Genomic DNA, 14,116 nt, shown 5'->3' with positions numbered 1-14,116 from the left:
ATAATACCGCCGCAATATAAGGGGCAAAAAATGGACTACCAAAATATCTTCAATGAAGCGATTGCTTCTTTGAAGGATGAAAAACGGTACCGCGTATTTGCTAATCTCGAACGCATTGCAGGGCGTCACCCACACGCTCTCTGGCGTAAAGAAAATCAAAACCTCCGTGAAATCGTCATTTGGTGTTCAAACGACTACCTCGGGATGGGCCAACACCCTAAAGTTATTGATGCCATGACGGAAACCGTTCAGCGTATGGGAGCAGGCGCAGGCGGCACGCGTAACATCTCAGGCACGAACTACCCTCTGGTACAGCTTGAAGAAGAACTTGCTGATTTGCATGGCAAAGAAGGTGCCCTCGTCTTTTCCAGCGGTTTTGTTTCCAACGAAGCGTCCATTTCAACAATTGCAAAATTGCTTCCTGATTGCCTGATCCTGTCTGACCAGCTGAACCACGCTTCCATGATTGCGGGTGTTCGCGGCGCAGGAACTTCTAAGAAAGTATGGCGACATAATGATCTTGAGCACCTTGAAGACCTGCTCAAGTCTGCTGGAAACGACCGCGCAAAACTGATCGTGTTTGAATCCGTGTACTCCATGGATGGCGATATCGCACCGATCGAGCGCATTTGTGACCTTGCCGACAAATATAATGCGATGACCTACATCGACGAAGTGCATGCTGTTGGCATGTACGGTCCACGCGGCGCAGGTATTGCTGAGCGCGATAATGTTATGGATCGCATCGACATCATTGAAGGTACTCTAGCGAAAGCATTTGGTGTGATGGGCGGTTACATCACCGCTTCTCAGACCATCATTGATGCAGTTCGCTCTTATGCTCCGGGCTTTATCTTCACAACAGCTATTCCTCCAGGACTTGCGGCAGCTGCAACAGCTTCCATCAAGCACCTGAAAGAATCCGGCGTAGAGCGTGAAGGCCAACAACGTCAGGCACAGCGCACGAAAGACGTGTTGAAAGCCGCAGGTCTTCCTGTGATGCCTTCTGACACACACATCATTCCAGTGCTTGTTGCTGATCCTGATCTGTGTAAGCAGGCAACTGACCTTTTGCTGGATAAGCATGGCATTTACATTCAGCCAATCAACTATCCAACAGTTCCACGCGGCACAGAACGTTTGCGCATCACTCCGGGTCCAGTTCACAACGATGCTCTGATTGATCATCTGCGCGATGCTCTGGTGGATGTATGGCAGACACTTGAGTTGCCATTCACCGATGCTCCAGCTGAAGAAGATCTGGATGCTGCGCAAGGTCAGGCTGTTTATCAGTTTGCAGGCGGCTAAAAACCACTTCAATTCATCGCAAAAAGGCCGGCATATTTGCCGGCCTTTTTTGTTAGCGACATTGGCACATAGAAAAAGGCTTGAAGCGGATCGCTTACAAGCCTCTCATTTCGTGATGCTTTTCGCTAAATACAACTAGTAACGACCAGATACCTACTCAGGAAACCTTGCGTTTCGCAGCTTCTACAGGTGCACTATTTTCCTGCAAGTCACCATCATCCAGGATGCGCCATTTCGGCCCTTCCATGTCATCATACTGGCCAGAGCGCAAGGACCACAAGAACGCTACCAAACCTGCGCCACCAAGAAACAACGCAATCGGAATGAGGTAGATTAAGACTTCCATAGTTCTGTTCAGGCCTCCGAATTGGGCTGAGTAGATGAGCCTGCTAGCATTCTCAGGCGTACAGCATTGAGCGTCACAATAATGGAAGAACCCGACATAGCCAAGGCTGCAACAAGAGGTGTGACAAAACCTAGCACTGCAAACGGCACTGCAATCATATTGTAGACAACAGAAATGGCGAGATTTTGGTTCATCACCCAGCGCGCTTTCTTCGAGATTGTCAGCGCACTCATGACAGGCGCAAGGCTATCTCCCAAAAAGACTGCATCTGCTGCTGCCTGACTGACGTGAACAGCAGAGACAGGTGAGATGGATACATTTGCTGCGGCGAGCGAAGGCGCATCATTGAGACCATCACCAACCATCAGAACCTTCTTGCCTTGTGCTTTCAGTTCTTCGATATGGTCGATCTTGTCTTGAGGCTTCATAGCAGCTTGCCAGCTATCAACACCAAGCACTTGAGCTGCATGTTCTACGGCGCCTTTATGGTCACCACTGAGGATTTCAATTGTGAAGCCCGCGGTTTTGAGCTTCTGGATCGTCTCAGTTGCCCCTTCCCTCATAAACTGGCCAACAGGCAGCAACTGTGCGGCTTCATCTCCGAATTGGAAGGCCACAAAGGAAGCGTCGGGTTGCAGCACTTTCGCCTGATCAAGCTGCTCGTCAGAAACACCGCAAAATGCTGGAGAACCTAGCTTAGCAGGCACGCCATCTATGACAGCTTCAGCCCCTTTGCCCGCACTCTCCTTTGCATCTGGCAACGCTTGTTGTGCACCAGTTGCTCTTGCTATGGCCTGCGACAGTGGATGTGATGAGGACAGAGCAAGACGACCAGCCAGCTCCAGTTGGTCTGCTGAAAGGTCATGTTTTTCTGAGAGTGAGGTTTCTGGAAGTGTCAGTGTGCCAGTTTTGTCGAACACGATGGTATCAACTGTCGCCAGACGCTCAATCGCATCACCAGCATTCAGCAGAACTCGCTCATTAAAGAACAAACCACTTGCAACAACTTGAACTGCGGGTATTGCCAGTCCCAGAGCACAAGGGCATGTGATGATGAGTACAGAGATTGCGATAACCAAAGCTGGTTGCCATGCCATACCAAGCATGATCCAGCCCACGAGTGTCAAAAGCGCAGCGGCGTGCACGACGGGCGCGTAAAGCTGTGAGGCGCGATCTGCGATATGAACGTACTTGGAACGACCTTCCATGGCCGTTTCCAGAAGTCTGTTCACTTCATCAAGCAATGTGCCTTTGGCTGCAGCTGTTACCTCAATCTCCAACACGCCGTAGGTGTTCATGGTACCTGCGTAGACAAGGTCCCCTTCCCCAACGGGCTGCAAGAGGGTTTCACCTGTCACCAAACTCTGATCGACTTCTGATGTGCCCGTCGAAATTTTGCCATCGACGGAAATGCGTTCACCGGCTCTGACCAAAACGCGATCACCGACGGACAACTTTGACAGAGGCACATCGAGTGCACTGCCATCCTCTTGTATCTTTGCAGCACTCTCAGCTTTCAAAGTCGCGAGGTTTTCCGCAAAAGAACGCGTTTTTCTGCGCATGAGATGATCGCAATAACGCCCGACAAGCAGGAAGAACAGCAGCATCACCGCGCTATCAAAGTAAGCGTGTTCGGCTTCCTGAACAGTTTGCCACATGGACAGACCAGTTGCGAGTAACACACCGATCGTGATCGGCACGTCCATGTTCAAACGGCCTGTTTTCACTGCCATATAGGCACTGCGGAAGAAAATGCGGCCAGTGTAAACGACGGTCGGCAATGCAATGAGTGCGGAAATCCAGTGGAAGAAAGACCGGGTCTCTGGATCAATATCCGATGCGTTACCAGACCAGATTGAGATGGATAGCAGCATGATATTCATTGCTGCAAAGCCAGAAATAGCCAGCGCCCGCAAGATCTCTTTGCCGACCGCATCGCCACGCGACTTCACCTGCGCAGGATCAAAAGGATATGCTTTATAGCCCAGCCTTTGGAGAAGATCGACAATCGGAGATGGGTTGGTCTTTTCGCCATCCCAGTCAACTGAGAGTCGATGGGATGATAGGTTCACGCGTGCTTTTTCTACGCCATCCAACTTCTGGAGGCCGCGCTCAATTTCGTACATACATGCAGCACACGTAATACCGTCAACGGCAAGGTCCATATGAGCCTTGCCATCGTCGGAGTTTGTTACGAATGCAGCCCAATCCCTTTCAGGCGCAGACATGCTATTACCGCCTTACTCAGCGAAGAAAATCTTGTTTTTGGAACGGAAAATCGGAAGCGTCTTATCGCTTCGATCCGCGATTTCTACGACCACGTTCCAGTTGCCAGCGCCAATGCCAGATGCATTGGCTACATATTCACCTGCGGAACGCTCAGACAAGATAAGATCCTGATCAGCTGCGGTGATTGTTGGGCGATGTAGTTTAACGGTTACCATTTCACCGGTGATTGGAGCACCGGCTTTATCTTTAGCCAGAACGCGAATATGGGCAGAGCCATCACCGTTGCGTTCAATGGAAGCATTTACGCTCCAGTTCAGAGCGGCCTGAGCATTCGCCTTGGCGATTTCTTTGTTGTATCGCTGGCTTACCTTGTAGGAGCTATCGACTTCCAGTCCTGGGAAGGTGTCGAGCGCAATATAGATCATAACAGCATTCATAGCGGCGATAGCACCGAAGAACGCGATAAGGCTGAACAGAACCATGCGGCCGGTAATCTGCCGTGGCTTGCGTGGAGACTTGTGGTCTACAGCCATTGTCATATCCTAGCTCCTTTTGGCGGCTCATAAGATGGGGGGTGAGCTTCGCCTTTTGATTGTTAAAGTGATAAGGGGCGTACCCCTTATCACGCAAGTTTAATTAGGTGCTTTTACAGCCTGTGACGACTATTTGCCGGGTGCCCGGAAGAAGTCGCTGATCACTGTTGTTTCACCCGTCTCTGTGTCCACCAGCTTAAAGCTCATAGGCAGAGAGCTTGGCATTTCAACGCCAGCTGGAGAGAACACCAGTGCTCGTACAGAACGGGTCGTATCAGCATCTACCGACAAGCTCAGCTGAGTATCCTTTGTCACGTCAGCCGCATTCTTGTGAATGCCCACAACCTCAAAGGTAGCCCCTGTAGGCATATCCTCAACGCTAAGCGTGAAAGATTGCTCGTTGTTGTGTTTGTTCAGCAGACGGAGTGAGTAGCCGTTTCTGAAGGACCCGTCACTTTGTTTAACATACAGCGGGTTCCGGTCATGAACGACAGACAAACTCGTCATGGAGCGATTGAGCTGGGCGTACAGCATCCCACCTGCAATCAACGCAATGATTGCTGTATAGACTACAGTACGAGGACGGATCAGACGGTAAACTGCTGTCTCACCTTTCTCACGACGCTCAATGTTATCGTCCGTGTCATATGCGATCAGACCCGTTGGCTTTCCAACCTTGGTCATGATTGAGTCACACGCATCAATACACAGACCACACTGGATGCAATCGAGCTGCGCGCCTTTACGAATGTCGACACCAGTCGGACATGCATAGAAACACTGATTACAGTCGATACAATCACCAGCTGGCAAGCCTTCTGCGATGCGCTTTTTGCTCTCTTTCAAGTGACCACGAGGTTCACCACGGTCGTAGCGATACGTCACATTGAGCGCATGCTCATCCGTAAGAGCTGCCTGAATACGTGGCCAAGGACACATATACACACAGACCTGCTCACGCATGTGACCAGCCAGCGAATAGGTGGTGAACGTCAGGATGCCGATCCAGACATAAGCAGAAAATGCAGCCTGACCGGTTGCCAGATCATACACAAGGGTTGGAGCATCCGCGAAGTAAAGAACCCACGCCCCACCAGTCCACCAGGCAATCATCAGCCAGAGGAAGTGCTTCGTTCCCTTTTTGAGAATCTTTTCTGCATTCCAGGGCTGTTTGTCCAGCGTAATCCTTTTGCGGCGATCGCCTTCAATCACGCTTTCTACGCGGAAGAACAGGTCTGTCCAAACTGTCTGCGGGCAAAGATAACCGCACCAGAGACGACCCGCGATAGCATTCATCAAGAACAGACCAACAGCTGCAATGATGAGCAATCCGGCGAGGTAATAGACTTCCTGTGGCCAGATTTCGAGAAAGAAGAAATAACCTCTTTTTCTCTCAAAATCGACGAGAACAGCCTGATCAGGGAGCAAAGGCCCTCTGTCCCAACGGATGAAGGGAGTAAAGTAATAAATTCCAAGGGTAATAAAAAGGATTGCCCATTTGATTTTCCGAAAACGGCCATTTACCTCCATAGGGTAAACTTTAGCCGCTGACGCGAACCAGGCTTCGTCCTCTTCTTTATCGATGGGTTCAACTTGGCTAGACATAATGTCTTCCTCAGTTGGCGATGTGCTTTGTGCAAGTGAAGCGAGGGCACTTACGCGTCCTCGCTTGTGTCGTCATCTCAAAAATATTCAGAGATCTTATTGACCGCCACCGAGTGAGTGAACGTACACAGCCAGTGATTTAACTGTGGTTTCACCCAGACGATCGATCCATGCAGGCATCACACCGTGACGTGGTGCATTCACCTGCGCGATGATGTCTTCTACGGACTTGCCATAGAGATAGGTTGGTGCTGTCAGGTTCGGAGAACCTGTTTCCAGATCACCCTTAGCATTTTCCATATGACAGGCAGCACAGTTCTCTTCATAGATCACTTTGCCTGCTTCCAGATCAACGCCTTCTTGTGTTGGAAGACCTGCTATAGAACCAACATAGTTCGCAACCTGAACAATCTCTTCTTTTTCAAGCAGCTCATCACGGCCGAATGCAGGCATTTCCGCATACCGGGTTTCGTCATGTTCTGAACGAACACCATAAGAGATCGTGGTTGAGAGGGTGTCCAAGTCACCACCCCAGATCCAGCTGTCGTCCTGAAGGTTAGGATAGCCTTCAAAGCCTGTCGCACCAGTTCCATGACAAGGTGCACAGTTGTCACCGAATGCCACTTCACCCTGAGCCATAGCAAACTCGAGCAGTTCCGGAGTATCACGAATTTCTTCGAGAGATGCTTCGAGAAGCATCTTGCCGGTTTCTGCGCGCTCTGCAGCCGCTACATCAAAGTTCTCCGTTGCAACCGCACGCTGGCTGTAGTTCAGAAGACCTTTTGTATAGCCGTTGACCAATGGCCAACTTGGCATGAGGATCCAGTAGATTACGGACCATACGATGGTGCCGTAGAACATATAGAGCCACCACTTAGGGAGCGGATGATTGAGTTCCTTCAGGCCATCCCATTCGTGACCAGTGGTTTCGACACCCGTTATCTGGTCGATTTCCTTTTTGTGCTCAGCCATTAATCGTCCTCCCGCAGCGGGATCTGTGAAGCATCGTTAAAGCGCTCCCCATTGCTTGGCCAGCAAGCGTAAAGAACTACGCCTGCAAAGATTGCCATGAAATAGAGCAGGCCACCAGTTTGCGCGAAGTGTGCAAGAGCGGTGTAAGTCGCGTCCATCATCTTCTCCTTAGCGCAAGTTGGCTTTTTCGTCGTAGAGGCTAAAGTCTACGAGTGTGCCAAGCATCTGCAGATAAGCCACAAGTGCATCCATCTCAGTCACTTCTTTGGCGTTGCCGTCAAAGTCGCGGATGAGAACATCTGGGTAACGCTCTTCGAACGCTTCCGCTGCATCACTATCAGGCTCGGCCTGAGCGAGGAGATCCACTTTTGCGCTTGCGATCTGTTCCTCGGTATAAGGAACACCATACAATGCATTCACTTTCAGATGGTTCTCGATCTCGATCGTAGAGAGCTTGGCATCCATCAGGAACGGGTAGCCAGGCATCACTGAGGTCGGAGACACTGAGCGTGGGTTGATCAGGTGATCACGCTGCCACTCATCAGAGTACTTGCCGCCTACACGAGCGAGGTCAGGACCAGTACGCTTAGAACCCCATTGGAATGGGCGATCGTACATGGATTCCGCTGCCAGCGAGTAGTTGCCGTAGCGCTCCAGCTCGTCACGCATTGGACGGATTTGCTGTGAGTGACATGCATAACAGCCTTCACGCACATAGATGTTACGTCCAACAAGCTCAAGCGGAGTGTAAGGGCGCATGCCCTCAGTTTTCTCAATCGTGCTCTTCAGGTAAAAAAGAGGCACGATTTCCACGAGACCGCCGATTGAGATCATGATGATGATGCCAACAATCAGGATCAGCGAGTTTTTCTCGAAGATTTGGTGTTTTTTCCAAGCAGACATTCGTGATCTCCCGATTATTCCGCTGGCGTCAGAGCAGGTTGACCTGCACCTTCGCTCTCAACTGCTTCACCGGCACGAACTGTCATTACGAGGTTGTAAACCATGACGAGAGCACCTGCGAGGAAGAGCAGACCGCCGAATGCACGCATGACATAGAACGGGTACATCGCATCAACTGTTTCGATGAAGGAGTACTCAAGGAAGCCGAGGCTGTCGTAAGCACGCCACATCAGACCCTGCATAATGCCGGATACCCACATTGAACAGATATAGAACACGATGCCAAGTGTAGAGACCCAGAAGTGCCAGTTAACCAAGCGCAAAGAGTACAATGACTTATTGTAAAGCCAAGGAACCAGGCAATACAGAGCACCGAAGGAGATGTAACCAACCCAGCCGAGTGCGCCAGCGTGTACGTGACCAATCGTCCAGTCGGTGTAGTGCGACAGACCGTTCACAGCACGGATGGACATCAGAGGTCCTTCGAAGGTCGCCATGCCGTAGAATGCAACGGAAACAACCATCATACGCAGGACAGGATCTGTCCGCAGTTTGTCCCAAGCACCTGACAGGGTCATCAGACCGTTGATCATACCACCCCAGGAAGGCATCCAAAGGATGATGGAGAAGGTCATACCGAGCGTGCCCGCCCACTGAGGCAGAGACGTGTAGTGCAAGTGGTGAGGACCAGCCCAGATGTATAGGAAGATCAGAGCCCAAAAGTGCACGATTGACAGACGGTAAGAATACACCGGACGCTCAGCACGCTTTGGAATAAAGTAATACATGATTGCCAGGAAACCAGCAGTCAGGAAGAAGCCAACAGCGTTATGGCCATACCACCACTGCACCATCGCATCTTGAACGCCGCCCCAAACAATATAGGATTTAGTGGAGTAGATGCTGACAGGAATAGACGCGTTGTTGAACAAATGCAGAACTGCAATTGTCACGATAAACGCGAGGTAGAACCAGTTCGCTACGTAAATGTGAGCTTCTTTGCGACGCCAGATTGGCCCCAAGAATGTCAACAGGTAGGCCACCCAGACAATAGTTAGCAGCAAATCTGCGTACCATTCTGGTTCGGCGTATTCTTTACTCTGTGTAACACCAAGCAGGTAACCTGTACCCGCAACAACGATGAACAGATTATAACCCAGAACAACAAACCAAGGCGAAATCGTACCCATCAGACGGGCCTGACACGTGCGCTGCACAACGTAGAACGATGTTGCAATCAACACGTTTCCGCCAAATGCGAAAATCACGGCTGAAGTATGGAGAGGACGGAGACGCCCAAAATTGGTCCAAGGCAGATCAAAGTTCAACGCTGGGAATGCCAACTGCGAAGCGATAATCACGCCGACGGAAAAGCCTGCGATACCCCAAAAAACAGAAGCCCAAGTCGCAAATTTTACGGGCCCCATATTATAGTTCGGTTTGCCGTTAATCTCTAACGGTGCCGGACTGTTGTTTCCGTCGAAGTATCGGCGAAAAATAAAGAAGATACCCGCCAGTGATGCTAATGCAATCAAAGCGGTATGAAATGCCAAGACCTGATCCCAGGTTTTCCCTGCAATGATCAGACAGAAAATCGCTGCTACCAAAAGAAGTACGGTGTAACCGCCTTCTTCAAGTGACAGATATCTGACTTTCCGCTCACCCATGATGTTCGCCCCATATAAAGTAAACAAGTTCGTCCAGATAGGACTACCTGAGCGTAGTTCTATGGGTGGCAAATTGCCCCGCCCTTGATACATGTCAAAAAGAACTCGAACAAAAAAAATAAAATTACTCTAATTCGCAACTACACCCCCCATTATTGGGTTTTCGTCATATATTACATGAATTTAGGGTAAGATGCGTTGTTTTGGCGCAGCTTGAAGCGAGTTTCACTGGTTCCTGAGAAAGTTAGCGTAATTTGATAGGTGAAGCGGAGGCGGCACGCATACATAGAATCACGATTAGCTAGATAAGTTCTCAATTCTATACCGCAGCGCACCAAACTCCCGCGGCGAAACTCGACCTAGGTCGCAACCGAATTTTCCGTGGGATCTGTTTTTTGCGCGCAGGTTGGCCCCAGCACGTATCTGGTCACAACCGGCATGAATGCTAAAAGTCCCATAAAGCGAGCTAACTGGTGGGTGGCAACGAACACCGGATCAATGTCCAGCAGGATCGATATAAGAAGCATTGCTTCCATACCTCCGGGAGCAAAGGCCAGAAAAACCTTATCGAATGAGATGTCCAGAGCCCAAGACGTCACCAGCGCCCCTGTTAGCGCAACTGACAGACTGATCGCAAACACCACAAGAGACGTGCCAAGCATGGGCTTTAGGGTGCTGCTTTCCATCTTCCCAATATAGAGGCCTACATTGGTTCCCATGATTACGTAGCAAGGTATGGCAAGCCAAGCAGGTAAGTTAAACTCTAAAATCCCCGTTGAGTTAAGGGCAGCACTGGCAAAGAATGCCCCGGTGAGCAGTCCAGCAGGCGCCTTCAGCCTTAAGGCCAGCACTGCAAAGATCGCGCAGACCAGAAGAGCAGCTATGAGTTCAACTGCAACCGTTGGGCTGAATGCCACTTCGGCATCTTTAGCTATAACGTCGGCTGCCTCATTTGAATCGACCATATTTGTGACAATCAAAGGCAGAACAGCAATCAAAAGGAAGAGGCGCACGAGCTGGACAATCATAATTCGGTCCATGGGCGCTCCCCTCTCCAAGGCGAGCGCAGCGGTCATTCCCAGTGCGCCCGGCAAACCTGCGAAGAATGCCTCATCCCTACCCCAGTTGCATTTTTTGTAAGCGTAAAGGTAGACCGTTGTGGTGATGCCACCGACAACAGCACCCAGTGCTAACATCGACAAAGGCCACAAAGAGGCCCCCTCCCAGAAATCTGGAGAGACAGCAGTCCCCATTGCAGCTCCGATAAATATGGAATTTGTGGAGGTTAGGTGCTTAGGAAACGTGAAATCCTGATTAGCGATCAAAGGTAGAGAAAGAGATTTCGCCAGAACCAAGACAACCATAGGCCCAGCCAGAAAACCAGCAGGAAGAGAAAGCAGTTCAAAGACAGCAGCTCCTGCCCCTCCAAGCACAAGAACTCCAACTAAACTCAGAATGTCTTTTCCGCTCACGGCTTTACCTCCTCATGTCGTCACGACACAAGAAGTACAAATCGCAATTCATATGATCAATCTTGATAGAACCAATCAATATATAATATCAATCAGAGAGTTTAGAACTGTTCGCAAACAGCCACGAATTGCTTGAAGGGACTTGAGTTTTTTAAAAACTCAGTGTTGTTGACAGGGATCAAAGTTCAATTAGTCCATTTGCGTATGGTAGCGTCATGACCGATCTAGAGCAAAAATATGCGTCCTTGAACGTACCCCGTTACACCTCCTATCCCACAGCCCCTCACTTCAGTGAAGCTGTGACGCCGTCTCTCTATGGTGACTGGCTGGAGAGTATTCCTCATGACACTCCTTTGTCGCTTTATCTGCATGTGCCGTTTTGTCAGGAAATGTGCCATTACTGCGGATGTAACACCAAGGCGACACGCAAGATGGCGCCGGTGCTTGCGTATGTGGAGTTGATGCTCAAAGAGATTGACCTTGTGCTGAAGCGCCTTGGTATAGGCCGTCTGGTGCACCACATCCATTGGGGTGGCGGCACACCAAGCCTCGTTCCGCGCGAAGCCTTCCTGAAGATTGTCGAAAAGCTGAAGGACAACTTCGTTTTCTCCGAGGACATTGAGCACGCGATTGAGCTCGACCCGAGAACCGTTGGTGATTATCTGGCCGAGACACTTAAGATGGCTGGCATCACACGGACCAGCTTGGGCGTTCAGGACTTTGATGAAGACGTTCAGAAACAGATTGGCCGCATTCAGCCCTACAAAACAGTGATGAAGGCTGTTACCGCTCTTCGTAATGTTGGATTGAACGATATCAACTTTGACTTGATGTACGGGTTGCCGGGACAATCTGAGCAGACAATTCACGAGACAGTTGAGTACACCAAAGAACTTGCGCCGGGCCGTGTTGCTCTGTTCGGTTACGCGCACGTGCCTTGGTTCAAGAAACACCAACAGTTGATCAAGGAAGAGAACCTGCCGGGCGCAAACGAGCGTATCCGCCTTTCTGACGTTTCTCGCGATGCGCTTGTCGATGCAGGCTATGAAGTGATCGGTCTTGACCACTTTGCTCTGCCAACGGACGAGATGGCAATCGCCTTGAAGGAAGGCCGCCTACGCCGGAACTTCCAAGGGTACACCACCGACACGGCTGATACCTTGATCGGCTTCGGTTGCAGCTCCATCGGCTTCTTGCCACAGGGCTATGTGCAAACGACACCATCAGCTCGCGAATGGGAGCGTATGGTTGTTGATGATGTACTGCCAATCAAGAAAGGCATTGCCGTTGATCAGATTGATCTGTGTCGTGCTGAAATCATCATGCAGCTGATGACCTACTATGAGGTCGATTACGCAGCCACTGCAGAAAAGCACGGATTGCCAGTCAGTGAGTTTGACAGCATTCCAGCTGAGATGCAGGAAATGATCGATGATGGCGTTGCGACCCTTGAGGGAACGGTTGTTACAGTGACAGATGCAGGTCGACGCTATGTTCGCGTTGTAGCAGCGGCGTTTGATACTTACCTTGCAACTCAGCAAGCACGGCACTCTGTTGCGGTATAATCGCGACCTGATCCAATGATGAAAAAAGCGGCCTTTATGGGCCGCTTTTCTTTTGTCCGGACAACAAAAAAGGCGCTGAGTTTTCAGCGCCTGTTTCATTCATGTACTACGGATGCCTTAGTCGGTCATCTTTGATCTTACAGTAAGCTTCTTAATGCATACCGGTCAGCTGGCAGATGCCGCAGATGTTGGTGATGTGGATACTGTCCTGCTTTTCAACCTTGATCAGACCACGACGCTTCAACTGAGAAATCACGCGGCTTACGGTTTCAATGGTCAGACCGAGATAGTCGGCAATTTCCTGACGTGTCATGGATAGAGCAACAGTCTTGGTATCTGGTCGACCTTCTTCATTCGGGCCTGAACAGCCGTGACCGCCACGGTTTGGCACCAAGCTCATCAGGAAGGTAGAAACGCGCTCCAGTGCGGATTTACGGCCCAGCAGAACTGTGTGCTCGTGAAGGATCTCCATCTGGGAGAGCAAGCAACGGTTTACATAGTGCTGCATCATCGGAGATGTAGAGATCTCGCGGCTTTCAAAAACCTGCAGTTCAACTTCGGTCAACGCCTCTGCCGTGCAGTCAAAGAAGTCACGGTTGGAGAAACCAAGCATATCGCCTTCACGCAGAATATATACCACCTGGCGACGACCGTCCGGAAGCAGCTTGTAGAGCATCATTACCCCACGCACGACTTCATAGAGGCGTTCTGCCTTGTCACCTTCGTAGAAAAGCACGTCATGCGCAGACAAACGCTGCTTACGACCAAGATGCTTTCCCGCGGCTTCTGGCTGCTTGAAGCTTTCCTGACAACCGCTGAATGGTGCCTGGCCATCAAGGTCGCTAAGCTTTGTCAATGTGGCCGATACCATAATCCCTCCTCGCGGATATCTCCGCAAACATCGTGCCTGGGCAAGTAGCGAGAACTATTCGTCTATTCTCTAAATGCCGCTTGGCCATGGCAAACATCCGTCATTGCTTGCCTGACCTGTTGATGCAGATTTACTGATTAGAATGCAACGTCAAAATACGCATTAAAACTTATAGAGCAGGTTCATATCTTAGTAATTTGATCTGAAACAACCGAAATTTTGCGTTAGATCAAGTTTACACGTACACCAATAAATCCTGTTCTTTCAATGGCTTACGAACAACAGGCGTTGTGGTGATTTTTGGTAAATCTCGCGTAATCTTCCAGAGAGGCTGGCCGCTGATTGCGACAATTTGTGGCGCCTCATCCAAAGCAGCAACCTTCTCAATGAGATCAGATCCCGCCAATCCGGGAAGGTGCAGATCAACAAAGACAGTGTCATCTATACGAGGTGAAGCATCTGAGAGAAACGATTCTCCATCTGCAAAAGCGGCGCATGAGAGTTCGAGGCTCTCAAACATCCTAGCAATTGCATCTCGTACAGATACATCATCTTCGACAATATAGATCACAACAAACCCCAGCGTTGTTCTCGTAGCTCATGAGACAAAGCACAAAGGTGCAGCACTTTGTCTCACCAGTCACC

13 protein-coding genes are annotated in these 14,116 nt (G+C 50.2%); 2 read left to right on the top strand and 11 right to left on the bottom strand.

The window, feature by feature from the left end:
• The first annotated feature begins 30 nt into the window (after nt 1-30).
• On the top strand, nt 31-1,308 hold the full coding sequence (gene hemA, locus PsAD26_RS08480; protein WP_063295664.1) for a 5-aminolevulinate synthase: 1,278 nt from the start codon (nt 31-33) through the stop codon (nt 1,306-1,308).
• Between the two features lie 157 nt (nt 1,309-1,465).
• Here hemA and ccoS read toward each other — a convergent pair whose 3' ends face one another.
• The 9 genes from ccoS to PsAD26_RS08435 form a co-directional block, all read right to left on the bottom strand.
• On the bottom strand, nt 1,466-1,654 hold the full coding sequence (gene ccoS / locus PsAD26_RS08475; protein WP_063295663.1) for a cbb3-type cytochrome oxidase assembly protein CcoS: 189 nt from the start codon (nt 1,652-1,654) through the stop codon (nt 1,466-1,468).
• Between the two features lie 8 nt (nt 1,655-1,662).
• Nucleotides 1,663-3,882: a cation-translocating P-type ATPase gene (locus tag PsAD26_RS08470; protein WP_063310014.1), complete on the bottom strand. Its 2,220-nt coding sequence runs from the start codon at nt 3,880-3,882 to the stop codon at nt 1,663-1,665.
• Between the two features lie 12 nt (nt 3,883-3,894).
• Nucleotides 3,895-4,422 (bottom strand): FixH family protein, encoded by a 528-nt coding sequence (locus PsAD26_RS08465; RefSeq protein ID WP_063310013.1) that lies wholly within the window; start codon nt 4,420-4,422, stop codon nt 3,895-3,897.
• 123 nt (nt 4,423-4,545) lie between these two features.
• Complete coding sequence (gene ccoG / locus PsAD26_RS08460; protein ID WP_057465034.1) at nt 4,546-5,946, bottom strand: cytochrome c oxidase accessory protein CcoG; 1,401 nt, start codon at nt 5,944-5,946, stop codon at nt 4,546-4,548.
• Nucleotides 5,947-6,117: 171 nt separating this feature from the next.
• A complete protein-coding gene (ccoP, locus tag PsAD26_RS08455) occupies nt 6,118-6,993 on the bottom strand; it encodes a cytochrome-c oxidase, cbb3-type subunit III (protein ID WP_063310012.1) in 876 nt (291 codons plus the stop codon).
• Nucleotides 6,993-7,151, bottom strand: coding sequence for a cbb3-type cytochrome c oxidase subunit 3 (locus tag PsAD26_RS08450; RefSeq protein WP_057464970.1), 159 nt, complete (start codon nt 7,149-7,151; stop codon nt 6,993-6,995). The genes ccoP and PsAD26_RS08450 overlap by 1 nt, the downstream gene beginning before the upstream one ends.
• A 10-nt stretch (nt 7,152-7,161) precedes the next feature.
• A complete protein-coding gene (gene ccoO, locus PsAD26_RS08445) occupies nt 7,162-7,896 on the bottom strand; it encodes a cytochrome-c oxidase, cbb3-type subunit II (protein ID WP_063287341.1) in 735 nt (244 codons plus the stop codon).
• Nucleotides 7,897-7,910: 14 nt separating this feature from the next.
• On the bottom strand, nt 7,911-9,563 hold the full coding sequence (ccoN, locus tag PsAD26_RS08440) for a cytochrome-c oxidase, cbb3-type subunit I (RefSeq protein ID WP_057464968.1): 1,653 nt from the start codon (nt 9,561-9,563) through the stop codon (nt 7,911-7,913).
• Between the two features lie 359 nt (nt 9,564-9,922).
• Complete coding sequence (locus PsAD26_RS08435) at nt 9,923-11,035, bottom strand: AbrB family transcriptional regulator (protein WP_063310011.1); 1,113 nt, start codon at nt 11,033-11,035, stop codon at nt 9,923-9,925.
• 215 nt (nt 11,036-11,250) lie between these two features.
• Between PsAD26_RS08435 and hemN the strand changes: the two genes are divergently transcribed.
• Nucleotides 11,251-12,600 (top strand): oxygen-independent coproporphyrinogen III oxidase, encoded by a 1,350-nt coding sequence (gene hemN / locus PsAD26_RS08430; RefSeq protein ID WP_063310010.1) that lies wholly within the window; start codon nt 11,251-11,253, stop codon nt 12,598-12,600.
• 151 nt (nt 12,601-12,751) lie between these two features.
• Here hemN and PsAD26_RS08425 read toward each other — a convergent pair whose 3' ends face one another.
• Complete coding sequence (locus tag PsAD26_RS08425; protein ID WP_063310009.1) at nt 12,752-13,471, bottom strand: helix-turn-helix domain-containing protein; 720 nt, start codon at nt 13,469-13,471, stop codon at nt 12,752-12,754.
• 235 nt (nt 13,472-13,706) lie between these two features.
• The gene (locus PsAD26_RS08420) at nt 13,707-14,042 is read right to left on the bottom strand and encodes a response regulator (protein WP_057464964.1); all 336 of its coding nucleotides are present in this window, start codon (nt 14,040-14,042) and stop codon (nt 13,707-13,709) included.
• Nucleotides 14,043-14,116: the final 74 nt, after the last annotated feature.

It is taken from the genome of Pseudovibrio sp. Ad26 (assembly GCF_001623285.1).
In the GTDB taxonomy this organism is placed as follows: domain Bacteria; phylum Pseudomonadota; class Alphaproteobacteria; order Rhizobiales; family Stappiaceae; genus Pseudovibrio; species Pseudovibrio ascidiaceicola.
This window is presented reverse-complemented; position numbering and strand designations above follow the sequence as displayed.